The following is a 21,469-nucleotide window of genomic DNA, read 5'->3' on the forward strand; positions in this document are numbered from 1 at the left end:
TATTACGGTATGCCGACTCCTTCGTATTCGAATCCGAGCGCCCGAAGCTTCTCGCCGTCCAAAAAATTGCGGGTGTCGAGCACATAAGCGCGGTTCATCGACTCCCGCAGCGCGCTCCAGTTCAGACTGCGGTACATATCCCAATGCGTAACGAGCACCAGCGCGTCCGCCCCGGCCGCCGCCGCTTCCGCGTCATGGCAATATACGACCGGAAGCTGCCCGTAGCTCTTGCGAAACGGCTCCATGCCAAGCGGATCGTGGACGGATACTTGAGCCCCCGCCTCCTGCAACTGACTTATGATTGAAAAGGACTGGGACATCCGAACGTCGTCGGTGCCCGGCTTAAAGGTTAACCCAAGGATGCCGATCATCTTCCCGTTCAGCGCGCCCAGCTTCGACTTCAGCTTCTCTACGCAGTACTGCCGCATCCGTTCGTTCGAATCGATGGCGGCTTTCACGATTTCCATCGGCCTCCCGCAGCGGACGCTGGATGCGAGCAGCTCTTGCGTATCCTTCGGAAAGCAGCTTCCGCCCCACCCTGGCGATACTTGCAAAAATTGTTCGCCGATTCTAGCGTCCAGCCCCATCCCTCTGCTCACGTCCGCGACATTCGCTCCGAGCGCGTCGCACAGCCTTGCGACTTCGTTGATATAGCTCACCTTAACGGCAAGATACGCATTGGATACATATTTGATCAATTCGGCGCTCTTGGGGTCCGTCTCAAAATAAACCGTCTCCCGACTCTTCCCCTCGAACAGCTCCATGATAAACGAAGGGTAGCTACGGCTTACAAACGGTCGATACGCTGTGCGAAGCAGCTCGCCGGCCCTTGTATCCTTCGTCCCCACTACGATGCGGTCCGGGAAAAACACATCCTCTACCGCCCGCCCTTCCCGCAAAAACTCGGGGTTGCCGGCAATCGCAAAATGCGTTCCTTCCTTCAGCCCGGACACGCGCCCCACGATGGAGGACACAAGCTCCCCGGTGCCGACGGGAACCGTCGACTTTGTAGCGATGACCGTAAACCTACCGGGATCGAGATTTGCGGCCAAGCTCTCCGCGGCGGAGCGGATGAACGACAAATCGGCCGATCCGTCTTCTCCCGCCGGCGTACCGACGCAAATAAAGACGAGATCGGCCCGCTTAACGGCATCGAAGGCGACGGAGGCCTGTAAATATTCCGGTATGGACTTTGCTAATAACATATTAAGAAACGGCTCGTAGACCGGGCTTTTCCCTTGATTGATCATGTCAACCTTCCGCTTGTCGATATCGATAACGGTCGTATGATGTCCCAAGGAGGCAAATGCGCAAGCCGTAACAGTTCCAACGTATCCGGAACCGATACAAACGATATTCATTGTGTCGCCCCCCTTAAACTAGCTGCTATTCAATTATATAACGATATACGCACGGAAATTGTAAAGTTTGTACTAAGAACCGAATTAAGCTTTTACCTAAACAATTCTGCTTTTTTACAGGCGATGGGACAATCGTTTATACAGGAGAAACCGCGGAATCATACCCTGATGTTAAAATACAAATGAGGAGACGGTTCCGTTGACCAAAGTATTTGTTACGGGAGTAGCCGGATTTTTAGGTTCCCAGCTCGCGAAAGAACTGGTCTCGTCGGGCTGCGAGGTGGTCGGCGCGGACAATTTGTCGAGCGGAAAAATCGACAATCTCCGGGACCTTCTCGCGAGCAATTCGTTTCGTTTCATATACTGCGACATTACAAAGGACCGGGTGCTTCACAACCCGATATTGACCGGCGTCCAACAAATATACCATCTGGCCTCCCCCGCATCGCCCAAGCTGTACCAAGCGGATCCTTTCGCAACCGTAGCGGCCAATACGAAGGGAACGAAAAACATGCTGGAGCTCGCACGGAAAACGGGGGCTAAAATACTGTTTTCGAGCACGAGCGAGGCTTACGGAGATCCCGAGGTTCATCCGCAAGCCGAGGATTATTGCGGGAATGTCAAGACATGGAGTCCGAGAGCTTGTTATGACGAGTCGAAAAGGATGGGAGAAGTATTTTGCTATGAATATTACAAGCAGTTCGGTGTTCCGGTCAAGGTTGCCCGAATTTTCAACACGTACTCCGCCGCCCTCCGCAACGACGACGGAAGGGTTATTTCCAACTTCATAACGCAAGCGTTAACGGAAAGCGATATTACTGTCTACGGCGACGGAACGCAAACCCGCTCTTTCTGTTACATCGACGACACGCTTCGCGGTTTGCGGCTCATGATGGAACGGGACGAGGCCAACGGGGAAATTATTAATATCGGCAATGAGAGCGAATATTCGGTGCTGCAGGTTGCGCGCAAGGTAAAGGAGCTGACCGGCAGTCCAAGCCGGATCGTCCATCTCCCGCTTCCGCCGGACGACCCCAAGAAGCGGTGTCCTTCCATCGCGAAAGCAAGAAAGCTGCTCGGATGGTCGCCCGTCGTAGGACTTGAGGAAGGTTTGCGGCTCACGATTGAAGTTTACCGTTCCAAAAGAGCATCCGTCAGAGCCCCGCTTTCTTCAACACGTCCTTGAACCTCCGAGGGTCAATCCGATAATCTACGGCCCCTTCCCAACGATGCTTCGGCAAACGAGCCTCTTCGCCGGTTAAATAATAATAATCGAGGGACGCATGGTTGCTGAGCATCCAGAAATAGCCCGGGGTATAGTTGCGGCAGAACAGCTCGATCACCTTGGTGCCCGGTCTGCAGAATACGATGTTCGCCAGGCCGGCGCCATGCGGTGCGACGACCGCTTCAGCGGAAGCGAACAGCTTGATCTGCTCCGCAACGGGCATGCTTTCGCTGCTTACGAGCCGGAAGCCTAACGGGCGGACAATCCGATAAATCTCGTCTTCATTAACGAGTTTTCGTCGACTGGCGTTCGCTCGGCTGATAAAGAGACGTCGGCCTTTCTCACTTTCGGAAATGTCCAGTCGGCCAAGCAATTCATTTCTAAGAAAATCAACCGCCCTTTTGGCATAAGCGATCGGCTGCGGATATCCGTTCTCCCACGTAAAACGGCCGGCAAGGGAAGGGACGACCAAGCGCCGCGCCTTCAAATAAAAAGTATCGTTCGTAAACATCCTCTTTTCCGCCGGAATTCCGAGCAGATCAAGCAGTTCATTATGGAATGGCTTCCACCCTTCGCCTCGAAACAAATATTTATCGATCGTTCTGTCGCACTTGCGAAGCAGCTCGATTCTGGGAAGCGTGTCGAGCAGCCAGTGAAAATAATTGTCGCTCCCCGCGTTGGCCGCGACCCCTACCGTATCATCCGTCTCTTGAAGATCGTACTCCTTCCATTTTTTAAATATCGAATGCCGCCCGCGCATTAAATAATTACTTCGAAATTCCAACGATACGTCAAACAATACCCGTTTTTCCGGTGTTATGACGACCCCGTCCTTCCCCCATACCCTTCCGTCCCGCATCACGACGACGAATGCCGGCGGCGAAGGAACGTCGCGGCTTTGCAGCTGCCGAACGGCCGTTTCCGTTTCTTCCAATGCCTTAGCTTCGGAGAAGCTTTCGATTTCACCGTAGTTGAATCGTCTCATATAGTTGCGCTTGTCTTGCCGCACCGACTCGGCCCACTCCGCGGCCGTGATCCTGCCTGTGGGCTTTCCCCCGCTTCTTTCTTTGCCTCCCATCGATTCACTCCTTCCCCGGTTCCGATTACAATTCCCGGTCACATTCGCCTAGGATATGCTATGCGGATAAACGCCTTTTCAACTGGTCATTTGCCATGGCACAACGTAAACGGGCTGATGCCCTTTTAAGAACCACGCCTTACGGCGTCCGTTGCAAAAGGGATGGTTAGCGCGGATCGATCTTACGGACACGGATGAAGTTATTCGGCGTTTTGAATGGAGTTTGCAGCTTTAATGGACACCACAGCAGTTATTTACTCGAAAAAGCCGGGAAAAGCGCCTAAAATCGGGGTTTAGCGTCTGTGGTGGCCGTTAGCGAGATGGCGGCGGGCAAAATGGCGATTTAGCGTCTGTGGCGTCCGTTGGCACCGCAGGACGTAGCGTGGAGCGGCCTAACCCCAAAGAACAACGGCCTCCTATTCGGAGACCGCTTGATTTACGTCTATCGGAATTTCGTCAATGGATTCCGTTATTCGCTCAACTGCCTGCTTAAACCGCATTGCACTGTGGGAGTCATGGAAGATCCGCGCCCCGCCGTACAACTGAATGCCGTACGAGGGCACTTTTGAATCGGCGGTTTGATGCAGGCTGTCGGGAAAATCCAGCGCATCCAGAATCAATTGCGCTTTCCTGCCGCTAATGAATTCCCCGCTTGACTCCAGCCACTCCTTGCCCCAATGCGGATTCCTGCCGCTTTTATTGCAATAAATTAACGGGGTGAAAACATCGATCGACGGAGCAAGCAGCTCATAATCTTGCGCAAATATGCCCGTTAGCGCGCCGCCGAACTCTTGCGGTGTCCAAGGGCACATATAAGCGCCGACGACACAATCGGGAATCGCCGTACGGATGATTTCCGCATACCGGCCGGCGTAAAAGGCTATTTTTCGGCATTTGTGCTCATGCCATTCCTTCTCATATCGCTGCAGTATTTCATCCGGGGTCCCGGCGTCAATACCGGAGGCTTCGCAGAAGTCGCGGATACATTCGCCGCAAAAGCAGCTTTCCTGCAAATCGGGCTCAGAGGTTTCGAACCAGCCGGCATATGTTAAATAATCGAGCCATATCCCTCTTGGACGGTACCTTCGAACTCCTTCGATCAACGCCTCTTCGATGTGCTGCAAATAGTCGCGCTGCGACATGCAAATACCTTGAACTAATCTGCCGTATCGGATTCGCCGCCCGTCGGGTCCGGTCGGGATTAGCTCCGGGTGCTCCTCGAAGCTTGCCCTGAACGTCTTGAATTCAACGCAAGCCGCAAGCTCCAGCCGGCTGCAGCGGTCGAACGCTTCTTCGTTAAAGCCGTGAAACCATAAGGCATTGACACCGTATTCCTTCACATTGTCCGGTATGTCCGGGCTCCAGCCGTAAGGCCCGAATAACATAGGAATTGACATAAGGGCAACAACCTTCTTTTCAGCGGATTGGCGGCGCCGTGCAGCCTCTCAAATTATACCAAAAAAATAAGACCGCGGGCGCAAAAACCGCTCACGGTCTTATGTATCGCTAAAACCTCGGCAAATTCGAAAGGTTGTTGCTCGGATCGCCGTCCGGGTACGACCGGAGCGTCTTTTGGCCCTCGCGGTTTCTCCCCGTATTCACATCTTCGATGAGCCCCGCTTCCGCCATTGCGATGGCGTGCGCGATGCCGACCACCGTTCCGTCTTGGAACTGAACGGCGCTGATTCCGCCGTTCTCATAATGAACCGCTCTGATGATCGCCTTGTTCGGGTCGATCGTGTGCGGCCCAGCGCCGTATTGAGTGCCGTCCCTCATGAACGTTCCGTATTGCACCGGCTGGCCCTCAGGTCCGTAACCGGTATAGCCTCCTTGAAACCCTACGTTACGGGCATCGGCGTTGTTGATCCCGGTATTGCGCCTGCCGTACTCCGCATACGGATTGCCGGACGAGCCGGGGACAGGCATGCCTCCGCCTCCCTGAAACGACTGTGTGCCGTAATTTCGGGCTTGCGGCATGAACGTTTGCTGCTGGACAGGCTGAATCTGCGGGATCGGCTGCCCGTTCCAAGCAAAGTTTCCGTTATGCGTCGGCTCGGTTGCGTTTTCGTACCGTTTGGCGGGTCCTTGTTGAAGCTGTTGTTGCTGTTGTTGCTGTTGTTGCTGTTGTTGCTGTTGTTGCTGTTGTTGCTGTTGTTGCTGTTGTTGCTGTTGTTGCTGTTGTTGCTGTTGTTGCTGTTGTTGCTGTTGTTGCTGTTGTTGCTGTTGTTGCTGTTGTTGCTGTTGTTGCTGTTGTTGCTGTTGTTGCTGTTGTTGCTGTTGTTGCTGTTGTTGCTGTTGTTGCTGTTGTTGCTGTTGTNGAACTGTTGAAACTGCTGCATCGCTTGGACTCCTTTCGCGAATCGTCTGCTATCGCCCTTAGGATACCCATGCGATGGGTAAAATTATCCAACGTTACCTTACTTCCACGCAACTCCGATCGCGTTCAAAAATGCGCGCGCGATGGCGAAATGGCCGGTCGCGTTCGGATGCACGCGGTCCCATGCGATGGTTGCCGCGTACATGTGCTTTGTCAGCTCGTCGAATACGTCCTGCGTATCGACGATAAGGATCGCTTTCTCGTCTGCAATCCGTTTGACGACGGCGCCGTAGCGGTCCATCGTTGCCCGCATCGCGTCGTCCTTATTCGGCTCGATATAGAACGGCGTCATCAGAACGATCCCTTTAACAAGCGGCAGGGTTTGTTCGATCAACGTGCGGAGGGTGGATTCATATTCCTCGATATAAACATGGGATTCGGTAATGTACGGTTGATCGTACTGACGCCATACGTCGTTGATCCCGATCATGATCGCGAGCCAATCCGGCTTTAATTCGATGACATCCGCGTTCCAGCGCTCCTTCAGATCGCGGACCGTATTTCCGCTCGTTCCCATATTGACGACCCGAATCGCCAACTCCGGATGGAGCGTATTCAATACCGCATCGACGAAGGAAACGTAGCCTTTGCCAAGCCCTTGGAACAAGCCCTCCCCAATCGGCCGCTTGCGTTCGCAGTCGGTGATCGAGTCTCCGATAAATAACAGCTTATCGTTGTTCGCCAGTTTCATCCCATTTGCCTCCCCATACGTTTATAAGCCTAATTTGATTTTCTCGCCGCCCGTAAGTCTTCGCCCGCGGACATCCAGTTCGACCTTCCCGTCGCGCAAGCCGATGATCCGTGACGCATACCGCTCCGCAAGCTCGATGTTTTGCAAGGCGCACAGCACGAGAATGCCCTCTTCGCGGGCAAGCTTGCCCAAGTCCTCAAGCACTCGCTCGGCGGACCGCGGATCGAGATTCGACACCGGGTCGTCCGCCACGATCACCTTCGCACCCCTGCATAGCGCGCGGGCGATCGCTACGCGCTGCGCCTCGCCGCCGCTCATCGTGCCTAGCTTTTGAGACGCTTGGTCAAGCAGCCCTACCTTCTGGAGGTAATCCATCGCCCGTTCGTATTCGTCCTCCGAAGGCTTGCCTCCAAGAAGCAGCCTCCAGGCCGAAAATTGCCGGTACCGTCCGCTCAATACGTTGCGGAAAGCCGTTTGATTGCGATTCAGCTGCGGAGTCGGATCGATATAAGCCCAATCCTTCATCCATTTCCAACGAGTGAACCACGACTTTCCCGAGTCATGGACGCCGTTGTATATCAGCTCTCCTCCGTCCAGGCGTTCTTTCAAAGCCAGACATCGGATCAGCGTGCTCTTCCCGCTGCCGCCTCCGCCGACAATCGCGACAAATTCGCCGGCATCGGCTTGAAAGCTGATCTGTCGAAGTACCGTATTGTCCTCGTATTTTTTAACCAGCTCTTTTACAGTAAGCATGAGTAAAGCTCCTTCGTCTTTGTAAACGTCTTGTTTGTTTTAGTTATTCGATGGCTCCGGGGAAATTTCCTTGTTTTTCATGCATGATTTTACTTCAAGAACGGAAGCTTGACCGTCTTCGGCACTTTCGTCTCCAAAATTTGCGACTCTACCCGCTGAACGCCGGCGATGGCGTACAGCTCCGTTATGACCGTCGGCAGCTTATTCGGCTTTCCGATCAGCAGGTGAAACCGGATTTGCTGCAAGGAAGCTTCCGTCTCGCCGTCTATGGAGGGCACCGCCTCTACAGCCAACTGCTCGATTACCGCGCCCTTGGACCGCAGCTTTTCCGTTACCGGATTCATGCATGCCGTTAAATCCGTTACCGCGACCGTAATTTCAATCTCCTTTTTCTTCTTCGTAAACGACTGCTCCAGCTTATTCAACAAAAACAAACTGATAAATACGAGCACCGTCACTATGAACGCTCCGTAATAAAAGCCGGCGCCGACCGCCAGGCCGAGCGCGGCGACAACCCACAGCGACGCCGCCGTCGTCAAGCCGGAAACGGTAGTGCCCGTTCGCAATATCGTCCCCGCACCAAGAAAGCCGATCCCGCTGACAACTTGCGCCGCCAGCCTCGCAGGATCCATGCGAACATTCGCCTCGGCTGCAAATTCCGAAAATCCGTAGATCGATAGTAAAATGATTAGCGCCGAGCCAAGGCAGACGAGAATGTGAGTGCGAAAGCCGGCCGCATGATCTCCCATTTCCCGTTCAAGCCCGATCAAGCCGCCGATCACGAGCGCAAACAAAATGCGTACGGTCAGCTCCCAGTAGCTGATTTGCCATACCTCCGGATTTACAGTTAACAGCGCAATCCCCTCCTCAGTCTTCAAGCTGTATGGTGTGACGCTGTTACGCCAGCGCAGTTATCCAACATTATATACTTTTCATAATAAGGTAAAAGTTGTTTGGTTCATAACGAATAAGAAAACCGCCGAACGGTCGCGGCGGTTTGTCGCTCTTACAGCGGTAAAAGCTTAATATTCCGGTACCACACTTTTCCGCCGTGATCCTGAAAGCCGATATGTCCAAGCCGCGGCATGCCGCTCCAGGCATAGGCGAACTTGTTCGGCGTTCCGTCCGGGTTTTTCCCGACCTCCGCCCATCGATCGATGTCCACATCCACGGTACACGTCCCGTTCAGATGAAGCCGAATGCGGCTCCCTTCGCACACGATCTCCACATGATTCCACTCACCCGCCGGGAGTGCGGCATTCGCGGACGGTACGGCCAAATCGTATAAAGCGCCGCAATCGTGGATTCCCGCTTCCTCCTTATGCGCGGTGTCGAGAACCTGCATCTCCAAGCCCGTATTGACAGGGTCGGTTAGGTCGGACCATCGGAAGAAGATGCCGCTGTTCACTCCCGGATCGATACGATAGTCCGTCTTTAGAACGAAATTTTCGTATTTCTCGCGGGTGTAAACGTATCCGTCGCCTTTTACAAGGCAAACGATGCAATCGTCCTCCACGCCCCAGCCGTCGGAACCGTTCGTTGTTCCCCAGCCTTCCAGCGACTGCCCGTCAAACAACAGCTTATACCCTTGCTCCAATTCCTCCTGCGACAACCGGTTATGCAAGGCGCTAACCTCCCACGGTATGTATTTGTAAGTGATTGTAAGCGTTCAAGAAACGATTGGCAATAGCCGAAGCCTTGCCGATCGGACTGTGAGAATCATCATAGCTGCCACTAGCTCATCTGCGGCAAAATATGCATGTAAGGGTTTTCTAGAAAATGTCCCGGTGAGAGGAGCCGAATCTGCTATGTTTCTTACTTTGGACGCCGTATTGGAATTATACGAATCGAAGGAAGAGAACATGCTGGAGCAATTTATGCGAATCGAAAAAAAGCATACCGCGTTTGACGAAGAAACGATATTGGTAAAGCCGGAGCAAGAAGAACCGGCCGATTCCACTCCGAACCGCTAACATTTCCGCACACATTCGGCTGCGGCCGCATTATGGAAGCAGGCGCGCAGCCTGGCGATTGATTTATCCCGCCCGAAGTGCACTCGGTTCGTCATCAATACGGCGTAAAGATCGCGGTTCGGGTCAATCCATAGACTCGTTCCGGTAAAGCCTGTGTGACCGAAGCTATGGGCGGAATAAAGATCGCCGGACGCATCCCATACATCGTTCTTCAGCACCCAGCCGAGTCCGCGGCTTGCGCCCGGGATATGCTTGGTGCAGTTTGCAACCGCCGCCGCTTTGCTTGCGGGAGACAGCACGTCGCGCCGCTCCCGCTTCAGCCAAATTTCGCAGTAGCGGGCAATATCCCGTGCCGTCGAAAACAACCCCGCATGACCGCTGACGCCTCCCATGGCGCCGGCGTTCTCGTCATGCACGCTCCCCCACCGGTAGGCCGATAACCGTTCCACATATTCCGTTGCGGCGATTCGCGGTTTCAACCCGGCTTGCGGACGGTACATCGTATCGTTCATTCCGAGCGGCTCAAATACGTACCGCTCGGCCGCTTCATGCAGCGGCATATCAAGCAAACGCGCAACGATCTCACCTAATAAAATGAAACCGAGATCGCTGTATGCCATGCTGCTTCCCGGGACATATTCCGTCTCCAGTCCCAAAATAAAATCAAGGATCGTCTCCCGCGTCCAGCCCTCAGAATGCATGTTATAGTATGGGGCCAGTCCCGAGGTGTGCGTCGCCAGCTGCTTGAGTGTAATGCCGTCCTTCCCGCGCTCCGCAAACTTCGGAAGAAAATATGCGACCGGATCGTCCAGTCTGGCAAGCCCTTTCTCCAAGCAAATGAGCAGCAGCGGCAGCGTAACGACGACTTTGGTCAAAGAAGCGCAATCGTAGATCGTGTCCATGACCGCGGCGATGTTGTCGTGTTCGGTGCACACGGCGTATCCGGCGGAATATTCATAAACCTTTCCTCCCGCTCCGATAACGGCGGCGCCGCCGGGGATGTTGCCGCGTTCGATTTCTTTGTCGATCAGGCGAAATGCCGCATCCATAAACATGCCTTCCTTTCCCGTTTCCATTAGTACTTTCTTTAGCCGAACGTTCATTTCCTGCTCCCCGCGAAAAGTCCGATTCTATTCGTTCCGATTCGGATATAAACTGTATTGGAACCCAAAAAAGCGTGGTGATCGACCGTTGGGGGAAAAAAAACAGCCGAAGCCGGCTTACGACGTAAAAAAATTTCATCATGAGGCAGCCGAGGTGCTAGGGGAGCAGTTTTGGGACGATATCGCCGAGCTTATTCCGAACAAAGGTCCGAATATCGATATTTATTACACGCGGGCCAAGGTGTATGTCATTGCGGAAATTCCGGGTCTGGAATCTCCCGATCAGCTGCAAATTTCGCTCGCTGGGCAAACGCTGGAAATCGAAGGGGACATTCCGCGCCTATACCCGGTTACCGAGCACCGAATAACGAAAAACGAGCGCTTCTTCGGACATTTCCGCCGGACGCTGCCGATGCCTAAGCCGGTTTCCAGCAGCGGCATTGCCGCAAAATACAGCCGGGGCTTGCTGACCGTCGAGCTGCAAATCGAGGAGCCTGTTCACCCATCCGGCGTAATCGTCGACTTTAATTAAGATTCCAGCGAAAAAATGCCCAATAAGGTGATGGCAAATGGTGCGTATACGGTTTCAGGAACTGCAAATTAAAGAAATCTCGGGCGGCTCCGGTTTATTTTCCGGTTCCAACAAGCTGATTGGCTTCAAGCATATTTCCAAGCACAATCAGGCTTTCGGCACCGTAAGCGGACAGGACAGCCGGGTTTCGGGGCAACGTTCGGTTCTGGATGACCGCGATCAAATCGATATGCAGTTTATGAGAAAGTCTGACCTTTTATGAAATCCTGGTTTAGAAAAAAGCGGCAGCCGGAACCGGAAAAATGGAAGGAAATCGACCTGCGGCTGCAAAGCTTGGATGCGCACTACAAACGAATCGAAGAGACGATCGAACGGCTGGCGGCAAAGTCACCGCAAATCATCATTGAAAACGTACATATCCACCAGCCCGTCTTAGAGAAGATGGAGTATCGTTTGGACAGCTTGGATATTGAGCAGCTTAGCGGCTCATTGAACTTGGGAAACAACTTCGGCACCAAGATGGGCTCCGGGGATGCGAAGGAACCTTCGTATCCGAATCAAAAACCGTCCGCCCCGGCCTCCAAAACCGCCGCTTCTTCCCCTACGCCTTCCGCCGAACCGGCAGTTCAACAAACGCCGTCTGGCTATCGTGTGCTTAGAAAATGACCGGCAGCTTCGCTGCGATCGGAGGTGGCCCGTATTTCTTCTTTGCTTTCTCCCCAATTTGTTATCGGTTCGATTCGGATCGGCTCGGTTGAAAATGCCGCCTGCATCAATATGGGCAACAACTGGCCGACGAACTTCGAGAGCCATCAGAAGCTGACGCAAGGCTTCGGCTCCGTCAGCGGGGACCGCAATTTTGTTTCCGGTATACGTTCTCTGCTCAACGATGCGGATTTTCTGGATATGCTCAACGTTTCCGATTCCGAAGTGCCCGAGTGGCTGCAAAAATTAATAGCATCAGCAGGCAATGCTCAGCCTGTTACAACCGAGCCTGAGATCGGCGGAGCCGAATAAAGGAGGGTCCGAAATGGTTGTATCCCCCCAGCAAGCGTGCGTCATATTTAATAAGCTGAACGTAAATTTGGTAGAAGACGGCTCGGGAATATTTATCGGCGCCAATCAAGCGATCGGCTGGAGCAGCATCGGCAAAACGAACGAAGGCTTCGGCTCGCTGACAAACGCCTCTCTCTCCCGTTCCGTCAATGTGGTGTACGACTCGGACGTCATTGACACCAAAATAGACGATTTGCGGCATATCCAATTAATGGAGCAGCCGATGGCGCAGCAGTGCGCCGTTGATTTCGAGTCTGTTAATGCAAACGCTGTCCTATCCGGTTCCGCCATCGATATCGGCGACAACAAACAGCCCGGCTGGAATAATTCGCGAAAAACGAATTACGGCAACGGGAAAGGCATCGGCCGCAACCGGTATACGCAGATTGCAAACATTGTCTTCGACGACGACCTGGTGGACGCCCCGTTCGAGTTCGAAGGGGACATCGTGCATTCAGGGAGCGCCGATAAAAACATACGCATTCGCAGCCAAAGACAATCTCCGGAAACGTAAAGTTGCGGTCACCCCTTCGAATAGGAGGAATACATTACGATATAGGCTTTTTCAAGGGGGTGCAGCGTTGGCTGTTTTTATCTCATTAGCGGCAGGGGCAATCAATGTCAATGCGATGAATAGAGGCAACATTATTTCGGTTGGAGAAAACTCTCAACCCGGCTGGAATCAGAGCGGAAAATCAAATTTCGGAAACGGCCAATTGTTCGGCAACAACTTGGCAACGGGCTACGTTTCAAACTTGTTCGATAATGACGTTGTCGACAGCCCGATTTCCGAAGCGCAACCGTCAACATCGTTGCAAAATCAAGCATTGTAGCAAATAAATAACGAAAGCTCCAGATTCGATATCTGGAGCTTTCGTTTTCTTATAAGTACTGCTTCATGATCGTCTGCACGTATTTCTCGATCAGCTCTTTTCCTTCGTCGGAGCCGATCCACGGTTGATTCGCGAGCAGCTTGCCGTATTCATTCCAATCCATATGTCCGCGAATATGGCTCATCCCCATAATCAGCGACCAATATTCGTCGGTAATGTACGGAAACATTTTGCGCATCGAATCGAATATCGGCTGCTCCTGCTGTCGTTCAGCGTCCATCGGCGCACATCCTTCCCCTTTTTCCTAGTCATATTACCATATGCAGGATGGGTTCTATATGTCCGCCTATTCGGCAAGCTCGTGAAGCATGTGCAGCAATATGGCGGCCGTTTCCTCGTGCTGCCGCTGCAGAGCCTCGCGGTTGAACCTTCCGACTTTCAGATCGCGGTCGATTAACAGCAGAAGCCAAGCGCTGTAAGATAAGCAGTAAGAATAATAATCCCTGATAAAGCAAGCTATATCGGATATCGGCTTCCCGTATCGCTCCCTGCCCTCTACATATGCGTTCAGCACGCTCAACCGCGAAGCTCTGTCGAGCACCGGCCGCCGGTAGGAAGGGCTAGTAATATCCATCACGTTATATAAGTCCCAAAACACGCTATTGCGGTGCACGTACTCCCAGTCCAAAAAAATCAGCCCATCATCCGCAACGGCAATGTTCAGCGGATTTAAATCTCCGTGGCTGACAACCGTTTCACGCGAATAGCTTTCGGGATCTCTCCGTACATGTACCCCGAAAAAATATTGGATCTCGGCGTTTGTTACCCCATGCTCCGACAATAAGCGGACGAATGCGCCCCGATCTTCGCCCAGCAGCATTCGCTGCACGCCGTCGCTCAGCTTCGGCGTATGCCCTTCCAGCTCCGTAGGCGCCCGTTCGATAGGAAGCGTATGCCAAGCCGGAATCGACCTTGCCGCGGCCGCCAATACGCTGACGTCGAAGCTATGGATGAGCTCGCCCAAATCCTCATACAGCAGCCAGTACCGCTGCGGCTCGTGATGGTCCGCCGCGGCGAGCAGCTTCGGATAACGGATGGAAGGCAGATGAGGCAGCAGATGCCGGTACGCCCAAACCTCTTTGCCGACGCTTCCCTCATTCGTGAGCGGTTTAAAAATCGCGTGAAGCAGCCGGTCTCCGGCGGTTACGACGACTCGTTCGACATATTTGCCGTTTCGTCCCTTATATATCGGTTCTCTTAGCCTGACCGCACCGTCGATCAACCGGCCATGCTCATCCACAATCGATGCGAATAACGATTCGTTGCTTTGCATTTGGCCCCCTGCGTCGTCTTTTCTCCCTAATGGTTTAGCTGCTTCCATTGTTTCCGATCCGATGCTTCTTGTCCAGAACGATTTTCTTATTTCCGTGCGTAGCGATCTAGTTTCCTGCAAAATGCCTCCATTCCCCGTTCCGCTCGCAGCGCCCGCGTCATTTCTCTGACGGTTGCCGCTTGTGTTCGGCTGCTTCCTTTCGCATTGTGCAGCAGCGAAAGGAATACGGTGCGCGGGAACCGCAGCAAAGCGCGCAGCATCGCAAAATCCGCTCGTTCGAGCTTCGTTACGCTCTGATATCCGTCCAGGATGTCCCGGGCGATCGAAAATTTCCATCGATGAGTATGACACGAATTATAAATAAGACGATATAGATCGTAAGCGCGCAAGTCGATTCTGAGCGTTTCAAAATCGATCAAGTGCAGCCCTTTAGCATTCTTTATGAAGTTCGACGGTCCCCCGTCTCCATGACATAACACAACGGTTCGGCTTCCGGCCCGGCACAGGTTACGATACCGGTGTTGCCTCAGCAGCGACGACGCTTTCGAGGCGTAAGACAATATTTCCTTGCCGTGCTTTGTTAGAAATTTGTCCGTCGGCCGACTGCTTCCGCTGCGGGACGCTCTTCGCACAAGCCTTGCCACGGTTGCATATCGTCCGCGAAACATCGCAGACCACCTGCCAAGCATATTGATCGCGCCGCTTCTCGGGCGGCGAAATGCTCCTCCGGCGTTATGAAACTTGGCGATGGCGGCCCCGCAAGCAAACATTTCCCGTCTGGAATGAACGTTCGGCCATCTCCCCGATATCCAAGGAACAAGTACATATGACGCGCTCCCAGACCGAACCGATATTCGGCGTCCTTCCTTCGTACGGGCGTTACGCCATGCGATCCGGCGATAACCGTTCCTCCGAACGCTTTGCAGCGCGTGATCCACCCATTGAAGGTTTTGCGCGGACATGGGCATCCGCTTCAAACAATACGATTTACCATCCCGAAGAACGACACGGTACACTTCCTTCTGAATGTGCGATATCCGTTTCGCATTGACGCCGAACCCTTTAACGATCCTAACCGTCCGCTTAAGCGTACTCACACCCGCCTCACTCACCTTTTTTTGCTGCTTGAGAAGGTTATATTACGTCAGCTTTTGAAAAAGCCGTTTATATGCAAGAGCCATGAGCCTCCAGTTAAAGCTTCTAGCCGTATTTCTAGCCCGAATCACCCTTATGCGGGTACGTTCCGGATGATCCCACATCGCTTGAACCGCTCTTGCGATCGAATTCGGCTGCACGGCCTCAATGATCTGCGCATTCCGCCTGTTCACGAATTCCCGGAGCCCTCCGGCTCTGGTGGCAACGAGCGGAATTCCGTTCGCCATCGCCTCCAGCGCTACCAGGCAGAACGATTCTTCCTTGCTGGGCACAACGACGGAACCGTATGAGGCGTAGAGCCGCTGGACCTTGCCATGCCGCTGAAAACCTAACCATCGGACCCTCGAACGGATTCCTATTCTTCGGGCGATCGCTTGCAATCGACTTCGATACCGCGGCAAAGCTTTTCCGACGACCGTCAGCTTTACGCGCTTATCTCTTCTCGCCAGTATGGAAATGGAGCGTACTAACGGCTCAATTCCTTTTTCTTTGATGAGTCTTCCGACAAACAGCAAGCGATAAGGCGGCGCAGACGCTCTGCTGGAGACCGGCCTGACTCCGTTTGGGATGACAACGGTATTAGCGGCGATGCGAGCGGGATATCTGCTTCGGATTTTGCCCTTTAGCCAGCGGCTCGGCGAGACGATAACCTTTGCGTTGCGAATTAGCGAGTTCTGAAGGCTGTTGCGTGGAGAGCGGGGCCGGATTAAGGAGTGGCACGTATATACGATCGGAACTTGATATTTGCGTTTTAAGGCCAGTGCCGCATTTGCATATTCAAGGCTATGAATATGGAGCAGATCCGGCTTCTTCAGGCCGTATTTTTGCGCAATGCTTTCTATTTGGCTTCCGTTAAAAGATTTCGTCCCCCGATGAAAATAAGGGGGACGTAGCGGGATGCGAACGATATTGACCCCGTTTCTGCCGGTTAAGCTTACTTTCCCTGCCTTCTTGCTTGAAATTACCGTAACGTTAACATTCAGCTTCTTTAATGTTTTCGTCAATTCGGTGGCGACCGTACCGAGTCCGCCAATGATCGAAGGCGCGTACTCGGTTGTCATCACCCATACGGTCGGCGAACTTTTATTGACCACTGAAACGGCCTCCCAATCAGTACTGTGTAATAACGTATGTACGTAAGGGACTTAACAACTGTGAGAAGGCCTACCCGTGTTAAAATATTGTAAATGTAAAGCGTCAGCGGCGATGTTTGAGCGCCTGATGAATGACTTCCGAGCACAACAGCCCTACGGCGATCGATCCGGAGATCAGGAACGCTTGAGCTGCGGTCACGAGCGCCTCCGAATACGCCTTCTGCACGAACTGGCGCATCGCATCGTAAGCTAGGCCGCCGGGCACGAGCGGAATGATGCCGGACACGCTGTAGACGATAATCGGTGTCCGATACGCCTTCGAAAATACATGGCCGATAATCGTAACGACGAAGGACGCCGCCAGCGTAGAGGAAATCGGGTCTATGGCCATCGAACTAAAAACGTACGTCATCCACCCCATCATTCCGATAAACCCGCAATGCACGAGAGATTTTAGCGGCGCATAAAAAAGAAGTCCGAATGCGGCCGAGGCGATAAAGCTGGTGACGGCATGCACAACAATCGAATCCATTCCGCTTCCCCCTTACCCGAACCAGTTCAGGACAACCGCAATTCCGGCACCGATCGCGAAAGCGGTCAAAAACGCCTCCGCCCCCTTCGATAAGCCGGACACCAGATGTCCCGCGATGAGGTCTCTCACTGCATTCGTAATGAGCAACCCCGGCACTAGCGGCATGACGGACCCGATGACGATTTTATCGAATTGCATGCCGGCACCCGCCTTCACAAACAGAGCGGCAAGCAAACCGATTAGCAGCGAAGCGGTAAACTCCGAAAAAAACTTAATATGAGTGTATCGCTGAGCTTGGATCAAGGTTACATATCCGAGACTCCCAGCTACGGTTGCCGGCAAAAAATCGGCCCATATGCCCCCGAACATAATCAAAAAGCAGCCGCTGGCGATGCCGGCCGTGACGCTGCTTATCCAAAGCGGGTAGCTTTTGCGGTCGGATTCCACCTGTTTCAGCAATTCGCGCGCTTCTTCGAGCGTTAAGTCTCCGCTTGCGATATTTCTGGAAATCCCGTTCACCTGCGTCACCTTATCCAGACGGATCGTCCGGTCGGACACCCGCGCCAGCCTTGTCCGCTCCGCTCCTTCGATCGAGAACAGTACGGCTGTCGGAGTCACGTAGCTGTGAGCCTCGCTCATCCCGAACGCTCCGGCGATTCGAGCCATCGTGTCCTCGACTCTGTACGTTTCCGCGCCGTTTTGGAGCATCAGTTTGCCGGCGAGCATGCATACATCGATCACTTCGTTCATATCGTGTTGTTTCCGATTGTCCGTTTCGGGGTTCATTCGCATCATCTTTCCGCCAAATTTCATATTTTTCATCCATCATCATACCACGTTATCGCCATGAAAGATGAACCGTCGTTTTCCGCTGCTTTTTTGGTCGTTACGCACATATTTTTATTATGAGGCTTCTTAGGAAGGCAGGTGATCATCATTGTCCGAACAGGAGCGCCCAAACTACAAGGCAATCGATTTGGAGCGGATGCTGAATATGATCGATATCGGCGTCCATTTGATCGACCGGGAAGGCGTGACCGTCTTTTACAACGAGAAAATGGCGGAAATCGACGGATTGCAGCGGGAAGACGTGATCGGCCGGAAAATTCCCCAGCTATACCCGTCGCTGACGGCCGAAACGAGCACGCTCGCCAAGGCGCTTCATACCGGCAAGGAGCAGCCGGAGAAGCTTCAAACGTATGTCAACGTGCTCGGCAAGCGGATCACGACCATCAACCGCACCTACCCGCTCTTTGAAGGGGATACGATCGCCGGCGCCATGGAGGTGGCGAAAGATATTACCGGCATCGTTCATCTTCACGACCAAATCCTCGATCTCAGGCACCAGTTATACGAGTCGCAGCAGCTGCCCAAAGATAAAAAAAACGCCGGAACCGCCCGGTATTCCTTCAGTGACTTGATCGGCCGCAGCACAAGTTTCTTGGATGCCGTCGCGATCGCCAAAAAAGCGGCCCGAACGAGCTCGCCCGTCTTTATTTGCGGTGCGACGGGCACGGGGAAGGAGCTGATCGCCCAAAGCATCCACAATGCGAGCGCGCGCAAAGGTAAGCCGTTCATCGCGCAAAATTGCGCGGCCGTTCCCGCCGAGCTGATGGAGGGCATCATGTTCGGAACCGCCCGGGGCGCCTTTACCGGCGCGATCGACCGTGCCGGATTGTTCGAACAAGCGCGCGGCGGCACCTTATTTCTGGATGAGATCAACAGCCTCGATTTATTTTTGCAGGCGAAGCTGCTGCGCGTGCTTCAGGACGGGATGGTCCGCCGCATCGGCGGCATGGCGGAGCAGCATGTCGACGTAAGAATTATCGCCGCGATGAATATGGAACCGAAGGAAGCGCTGGAGCGAGGCATTCTGCGTTATGACTTGTTTTATCGGTTGAATGTCGTAAGCGTGCTTCTTCCCCCGCTCGCGCATCGCAAGGACGACATTGCGCTGCTCGCGCACCATTTTGTCGACCGGTTCAATCCGATGTTCGGCATGAAAATATCGGGCTTTTCGGACGCGGCCATGAACCGGCTGCTCGCCTATCATTGGCCGGGCAACGTACGGGAGCTGAGCCATGCGATCGAATCCACCTACAACATGATGGAGATTAATTGCGAACGCATCGAGGAGCGCCATCTGCCCGTATTTCTTCGGAATGAAAGCTTGCAGCCGCCCGCCCGCCCGAGCCGCGGCGAGGAAGAAGCGATACCGGAACCTGCGGGAAGTCTGGCCGAGATGCTTCGGCAGCTGGAGCGCGAAGCGATCGTCGATGCGCTGCGGCGCCATCGTTATAATATAACGCTGGCCGCGCAGCAGCTTGGGATGAAGCGGCAGGCGCTGCAATACAAGATGCAGCGGTACGGGATCGAGAAGCCTGTTTGACGCGACAGTTCGCCTCTTGGCACGCTTTTTGCTTCTTATTATCTGTAAGAACGGGAAGCTATTTATGCCGGAGGTGTTTTTAGATGAATGAAGCGCATGTTCCTCTTAGCAGCAAGCGCCACTGGAAGCAGGTCGAGCTTTGGAAGGATGTGTCCGACGAGCAGTGGAACGATTGGCTGTGGCAGTTGACGCATACGATCAAGACGTTGGACGATTTGAAGAAGGTTGTGAATTTGACGCCGGATGAGGAAGAAGGCGTACGTATATCGACGCAGACGATTCCGCTCAACATTACGCCCTACTACGCGTCGCTGATGAACCCGGACGATCCGCGATGCCCGATTCGGATGCAGTCCGTGCCCGTATCGGCGGAGCTCATGAAGACGAAATACGATCTTGAGGATCCGCTGCACGAGGATGAAGACTCTCCCGCTCCGGGACTGACTCACCGTTATCCGGACCGCGTTCTGTTTCTGGTGACGAACCAGTGCTCGATGTACTGCAGGTATTGTACGCGGCGGCGTTTTTCCGGTCAAATCGGTATGGGCGTGCCGAAGAAGCAGCTTGACGAATGCATCGCGTATATCGAGCGAACCCCTGAGGTACGGGATGTGCTCCTATCCGGCGGGGACGGGTTGCTCATCAACGACCATATTTTGGAGTATATTCTGAAAAATTTGCGGGCGATTCCCCACGTCGAAATTATTCGCATCGGCACTCGGGCGCCGGTCGTGTTTCCGCAGCGCATTACGGAAAATTTGTGCCGGATTTTGAAAATGTACCACCCGGTATGGCTGAATACGCATTTCAACCATCCGCTCGAAATTACGGAGGAAGCGAAGAAAGCCTGCGAAATGCTGACGGACAGCGGCGTGCCGCTCGGCAACCAGTCCGTCATCCTCGCCGGCATTAACGACAGCACGCACATTATGAAAAAGCTGATGCACGAGCTGGTCAAAATCCGCGTCCGCCCTTATTACATTTACCAATGCGACTTGTCGGAGGGGATCGGGCATTTTCGCGTGCCGGTTTCTAAGGGGCTTGAAATTATCGAGTCGCTCCGCGGGCATACGTCGGGGTATGCGGTGCCTACCTTCGTTGTCGATGCGCCGGGAGGCGGCGGGAAAATCGCGCTGCAGCCGAACTATTTGATATCGCAAAGCCAGGATAAAGTGATTTTGCGCAATTACGAAGGCGTCATCGTCGGCTACCCGGAGCCGCAAAACTATGTGCCCGGGCGCGCGGACGAATATTTCAACGAAATATACGGCATCGAGAAGCAGCCGGAAAGCACCGGCATCATCGCATTGATGAAGGATGAGCGGTTCAATCTGGTGCCGGAAAATTTGCAGCGGCTCGGAAGAAGGCGGCTGTTTCAGGAAGCGCCCGAACACGCGTCGCTGAAGGACCGCCGGCAGAAGCGGGATGAGATGAAGCAGCGTCTGATCGAGTCGGAGCGTACGAAGAATGCCCAGCGGGAAAGCTGATTGACCGTTACAGGTTGCCGGTTACCGGTTACCGGTTGCAGGTTGCAGGTTGCAGGTTACCGGTAATCGGTTACTGCCATTCGAGAAATTCGAGGCGGTTGCCGAACGGGTCGTTTAAATAAAACCGGCTGACCCCCTCATCCGCGCGCGCGTCGTCCTCTATGACTTGGATGCCTTTGGCAAGAAGGAAGTCGCGAAGCTCATGCAGGTTTTCTATGTGAAACGCCGGATGAGCTTTGGTCGCCGGAACGAAGTCCTTTTGTACTCCGATGTGTACCTGATGGACGCCGCATTGGAACCAAACGCCGCCGCGCTTCCGCAAGCTTTCCGGCTTCGGAATTTCCGGCCAGCCGAGCAGTCCGGAAAAAAATTGCCTCGCTTCGGTTTCGCAGCCTTCCGGAGCCGCGAGCTGAATATGATCGATGCCGGAAAATTTGAAGGTCATGGTTTTGGTTCGCTCCTTTATTTGTGATATTGTTCCGTCTGGTAAAACTCAG

The 21,469-nt window shown here is 53.6% G+C and carries 26 protein-coding genes; 10 read left to right on the plus strand and 16 right to left on the minus strand.

The features are described 5' to 3' along the window. Nucleotides 1-2 precede the first annotated feature (2 nt). Nucleotides 3-1,361, minus strand: a complete 1,359-nt coding sequence (locus tag PT964_RS04610) for a UDP-glucose dehydrogenase family protein (RefSeq protein WP_274362157.1) — start codon at nucleotides 1,359-1,361, stop codon at nucleotides 3-5. A 199-nt stretch (nucleotides 1,362-1,560) separates the two neighbouring features. Between PT964_RS04610 and PT964_RS04615 the strand changes: the two genes are divergently transcribed. Further along, nucleotides 1,561-2,547, plus strand: coding sequence for an NAD-dependent epimerase/dehydratase family protein (locus tag PT964_RS04615; protein ID WP_274362158.1), 987 nt, complete (start codon nucleotides 1,561-1,563; stop codon nucleotides 2,545-2,547). On the opposite strand, the gene PT964_RS04620 is transcribed toward PT964_RS04615, so the two are convergent. From PT964_RS04620 to PT964_RS04650, 7 genes are all read right to left on the minus strand, one after another. Next, on the minus strand, nucleotides 2,516-3,664 hold the full coding sequence (locus PT964_RS04620; RefSeq protein ID WP_274362159.1) for a glycosyltransferase family 61 protein: 1,149 nt from the start codon (nucleotides 3,662-3,664) through the stop codon (nucleotides 2,516-2,518). The two genes, PT964_RS04615 and PT964_RS04620, sit on opposite strands and share 32 nt — an antisense overlap. Before the next feature lie 416 nt (nucleotides 3,665-4,080). Next, nucleotides 4,081-5,061 carry a hypothetical protein gene (locus PT964_RS04625; RefSeq protein WP_274362160.1) on the minus strand — a complete coding sequence of 327 codons (981 nt, stop codon included), beginning with the start codon at nucleotides 5,059-5,061 and terminating at the stop codon, nucleotides 4,081-4,083. A 109-nt stretch (nucleotides 5,062-5,170) separates the two neighbouring features. Continuing rightward, a complete protein-coding gene (locus PT964_RS04630) occupies nucleotides 5,171-5,641 on the minus strand; it encodes a DUF3892 domain-containing protein (RefSeq protein WP_274362161.1) in 471 nt (156 codons plus the stop codon). A 440-nt stretch (nucleotides 5,642-6,081) separates the two neighbouring features. After that, a complete protein-coding gene (locus PT964_RS04635) occupies nucleotides 6,082-6,732 on the minus strand; it encodes an SGNH/GDSL hydrolase family protein (protein ID WP_274362162.1) in 651 nt (216 codons plus the stop codon). A 21-nt stretch (nucleotides 6,733-6,753) separates the two neighbouring features. Beyond that, complete coding sequence (locus PT964_RS04640) at nucleotides 6,754-7,485, minus strand: phosphonate ABC transporter ATP-binding protein (RefSeq protein ID WP_274362163.1); 732 nt, start codon at nucleotides 7,483-7,485, stop codon at nucleotides 6,754-6,756. 89 nt (nucleotides 7,486-7,574) lie between these two features. After that, a complete protein-coding gene (locus tag PT964_RS04645; RefSeq protein WP_274362164.1) occupies nucleotides 7,575-8,363 on the minus strand; it encodes an MgtC/SapB family protein in 789 nt (262 codons plus the stop codon). Nucleotides 8,364-8,491: 128 nt separating this feature from the next. Further along, nucleotides 8,492-9,109 carry a 3-keto-disaccharide hydrolase gene (locus PT964_RS04650; RefSeq protein WP_274362165.1) on the minus strand — a complete coding sequence of 206 codons (618 nt, stop codon included), beginning with the start codon at nucleotides 9,107-9,109 and terminating at the stop codon, nucleotides 8,492-8,494. 184 nt (nucleotides 9,110-9,293) lie between these two features. On the opposite strand from PT964_RS04650, the gene PT964_RS04655 reads away from it, so the two are divergent. Continuing rightward, nucleotides 9,294-9,458 carry a hypothetical protein gene (locus PT964_RS04655; RefSeq protein ID WP_274362166.1) on the plus strand — a complete coding sequence of 55 codons (165 nt, stop codon included), beginning with the start codon at nucleotides 9,294-9,296 and terminating at the stop codon, nucleotides 9,456-9,458. Here PT964_RS04655 and PT964_RS04660 read toward each other — a convergent pair. Then, nucleotides 9,455-10,561, minus strand: a complete 1,107-nt coding sequence (locus PT964_RS04660) for a serine hydrolase domain-containing protein (RefSeq protein WP_274362167.1) — start codon at nucleotides 10,559-10,561, stop codon at nucleotides 9,455-9,457. The two genes, PT964_RS04655 and PT964_RS04660, sit on opposite strands and share 4 nt — an antisense overlap. Before the next feature lie 88 nt (nucleotides 10,562-10,649). On the opposite strand from PT964_RS04660, the gene PT964_RS04665 reads away from it, so the two are divergent. The 6 genes from PT964_RS04665 to PT964_RS04690 all read left to right on the plus strand — a co-directional run bounded on the left by PT964_RS04665 (nucleotide 10,650) and on the right by PT964_RS04690 (nucleotide 12,982). Further along, a complete protein-coding gene (locus PT964_RS04665; protein ID WP_274362168.1) occupies nucleotides 10,650-11,093 on the plus strand; it encodes an Hsp20/alpha crystallin family protein in 444 nt (147 codons plus the stop codon). Between the two features lie 37 nt (nucleotides 11,094-11,130). Next, nucleotides 11,131-11,355: a hypothetical protein gene (locus tag PT964_RS04670; RefSeq protein WP_274362169.1), complete on the plus strand. Its 225-nt coding sequence runs from the start codon at nucleotides 11,131-11,133 to the stop codon at nucleotides 11,353-11,355. Next, entirely contained in the window at nucleotides 11,352-11,759 is a 408-nt protein-coding gene (locus tag PT964_RS04675) for a hypothetical protein (protein WP_274362170.1), read from the plus strand. Before PT964_RS04670 ends, PT964_RS04675 begins: the two co-directional genes overlap by 4 nt. A 42-nt stretch (nucleotides 11,760-11,801) precedes the next feature. After that, nucleotides 11,802-12,110 (plus strand): hypothetical protein, encoded by a 309-nt coding sequence (locus tag PT964_RS04680; RefSeq protein WP_337995006.1) that lies wholly within the window; start codon nucleotides 11,802-11,804, stop codon nucleotides 12,108-12,110. 13 nt (nucleotides 12,111-12,123) lie between these two features. Further along, nucleotides 12,124-12,663 carry a hypothetical protein gene (locus PT964_RS04685; RefSeq protein WP_274362171.1) on the plus strand — a complete coding sequence of 180 codons (540 nt, stop codon included), beginning with the start codon at nucleotides 12,124-12,126 and terminating at the stop codon, nucleotides 12,661-12,663. Between the two features lie 67 nt (nucleotides 12,664-12,730). Next, nucleotides 12,731-12,982, plus strand: coding sequence for a hypothetical protein (locus PT964_RS04690; RefSeq protein ID WP_274362172.1), 252 nt, complete (start codon nucleotides 12,731-12,733; stop codon nucleotides 12,980-12,982). 49 nt (nucleotides 12,983-13,031) lie between these two features. Here PT964_RS04690 and PT964_RS04695 read toward each other — a convergent pair whose 3' ends face one another. From PT964_RS04695 to PT964_RS04720, 6 genes are all read right to left on the minus strand, one after another. Next, entirely contained in the window at nucleotides 13,032-13,262 is a 231-nt protein-coding gene (locus tag PT964_RS04695) for a hypothetical protein (RefSeq protein WP_274362173.1), read from the minus strand. 66 nt (nucleotides 13,263-13,328) lie between these two features. Further along, nucleotides 13,329-14,315 carry a phosphotransferase family protein gene (locus PT964_RS04700; protein WP_274362174.1) on the minus strand — a complete coding sequence of 329 codons (987 nt, stop codon included), beginning with the start codon at nucleotides 14,313-14,315 and terminating at the stop codon, nucleotides 13,329-13,331. A gap of 86 nt (nucleotides 14,316-14,401) precedes the next feature. Then, nucleotides 14,402-15,412, minus strand: coding sequence for a phosphotransferase (locus PT964_RS04705; RefSeq protein WP_274362175.1), 1,011 nt, complete (start codon nucleotides 15,410-15,412; stop codon nucleotides 14,402-14,404). A 42-nt stretch (nucleotides 15,413-15,454) separates the two neighbouring features. Beyond that, nucleotides 15,455-16,564, minus strand: coding sequence for a glycosyltransferase family 4 protein (locus PT964_RS04710; protein WP_274362176.1), 1,110 nt, complete (start codon nucleotides 16,562-16,564; stop codon nucleotides 15,455-15,457). 103 nt (nucleotides 16,565-16,667) lie between these two features. Beyond that, complete coding sequence (locus PT964_RS04715; RefSeq protein ID WP_274362177.1) at nucleotides 16,668-17,096, minus strand: threonine/serine exporter family protein; 429 nt, start codon at nucleotides 17,094-17,096, stop codon at nucleotides 16,668-16,670. Between the two features lie 12 nt (nucleotides 17,097-17,108). After that, nucleotides 17,109-17,882, minus strand: coding sequence for a threonine/serine exporter family protein (locus PT964_RS04720; RefSeq protein WP_274362201.1), 774 nt, complete (start codon nucleotides 17,880-17,882; stop codon nucleotides 17,109-17,111). A 151-nt stretch (nucleotides 17,883-18,033) separates the two neighbouring features. Between PT964_RS04720 and PT964_RS04725 the strand changes: the two genes are divergently transcribed. Both PT964_RS04725 and kamA read left to right on the plus strand, forming a co-directional pair. Next, complete coding sequence (locus tag PT964_RS04725; protein WP_274362178.1) at nucleotides 18,034-19,485, plus strand: sigma-54 interaction domain-containing protein; 1,452 nt, start codon at nucleotides 18,034-18,036, stop codon at nucleotides 19,483-19,485. Nucleotides 19,486-19,568: 83 nt separating this feature from the next. Beyond that, on the plus strand, nucleotides 19,569-20,972 hold the full coding sequence (kamA, locus tag PT964_RS04730; RefSeq protein WP_274362179.1) for a lysine 2,3-aminomutase: 1,404 nt from the start codon (nucleotides 19,569-19,571) through the stop codon (nucleotides 20,970-20,972). Between the two features lie 70 nt (nucleotides 20,973-21,042). Here kamA and PT964_RS04735 read toward each other — a convergent pair whose 3' ends face one another. Then, nucleotides 21,043-21,417 (minus strand): VOC family protein, encoded by a 375-nt coding sequence (locus PT964_RS04735; protein ID WP_274362180.1) that lies wholly within the window; start codon nucleotides 21,415-21,417, stop codon nucleotides 21,043-21,045. Nucleotides 21,418-21,469 lie beyond the last annotated feature (52 nt).

Origin of the sequence: Paenibacillus thermotolerans (assembly GCF_028745515.1) — a bacterium.
GTDB lineage: Bacteria > Bacillota > Bacilli > Paenibacillales > YIM-B00363 > Paenibacillus_AE > Paenibacillus_AE thermotolerans.

Coding starts and splice junctions, on each gene's coding strand:
- PT964_RS04735 (WP_274362180.1), bottom strand. CDS start 21,417: ATGACCTTCAAATTTTCCGGCATCGATCATATTCAGCTCGCGGCTCCG.
- PT964_RS04640 (WP_274362163.1), bottom strand. CDS start 7,485: ATGCTTACTGTAAAAGAGCTGGTTAAAAAATACGAGGACAATACGGTA.
- PT964_RS04670 (WP_274362169.1), top strand. CDS start 11,131: ATGGTGCGTATACGGTTTCAGGAACTGCAAATTAAAGAAATCTCGGGC.
- PT964_RS04695 (WP_274362173.1), bottom strand. CDS start 13,262: ATGGACGCTGAACGACAGCAGGAGCAGCCGATATTCGATTCGATGCGC.
- kamA (WP_274362179.1), top strand. CDS start 19,569: ATGAATGAAGCGCATGTTCCTCTTAGCAGCAAGCGCCACTGGAAGCAG.
- PT964_RS04720 (WP_274362201.1), bottom strand. CDS start 17,882: ATGAACCCCGAAACGGACAATCGGAAACAACACGATATGAACGAAGTG.
- PT964_RS04610 (WP_274362157.1), bottom strand. CDS start 1,361: ATGAATATCGTTTGTATCGGTTCCGGATACGTTGGAACTGTTACGGCT.
- PT964_RS04635 (WP_274362162.1), bottom strand. CDS start 6,732: ATGAAACTGGCGAACAACGATAAGCTGTTATTTATCGGAGACTCGATC.
- PT964_RS04660 (WP_274362167.1), bottom strand. CDS start 10,561: ATGAACGTTCGGCTAAAGAAAGTACTAATGGAAACGGGAAAGGAAGGC.
- PT964_RS04620 (WP_274362159.1), bottom strand. CDS start 3,664: ATGGGAGGCAAAGAAAGAAGCGGGGGAAAGCCCACAGGCAGGATCACG.
- PT964_RS04685 (WP_274362171.1), top strand. CDS start 12,124: ATGGTTGTATCCCCCCAGCAAGCGTGCGTCATATTTAATAAGCTGAAC.
- PT964_RS04715 (WP_274362177.1), bottom strand. CDS start 17,096: ATGGATTCGATTGTTGTGCATGCCGTCACCAGCTTTATCGCCTCGGCC.
- PT964_RS04625 (WP_274362160.1), bottom strand. CDS start 5,061: ATGTCAATTCCTATGTTATTCGGGCCTTACGGCTGGAGCCCGGACATA.
- PT964_RS04700 (WP_274362174.1), bottom strand. CDS start 14,315: ATGCAAAGCAACGAATCGTTATTCGCATCGATTGTGGATGAGCATGGC.
- PT964_RS04655 (WP_274362166.1), top strand. CDS start 9,294: ATGTTTCTTACTTTGGACGCCGTATTGGAATTATACGAATCGAAGGAA.
- PT964_RS04630 (WP_274362161.1), bottom strand. CDS start 5,641: ATGCCGCAAGCCCGAAATTACGGCACACAGTCGTTTCAGGGAGGCGGA.
- PT964_RS04675 (WP_274362170.1), top strand. CDS start 11,352: ATGAAATCCTGGTTTAGAAAAAAGCGGCAGCCGGAACCGGAAAAATGG.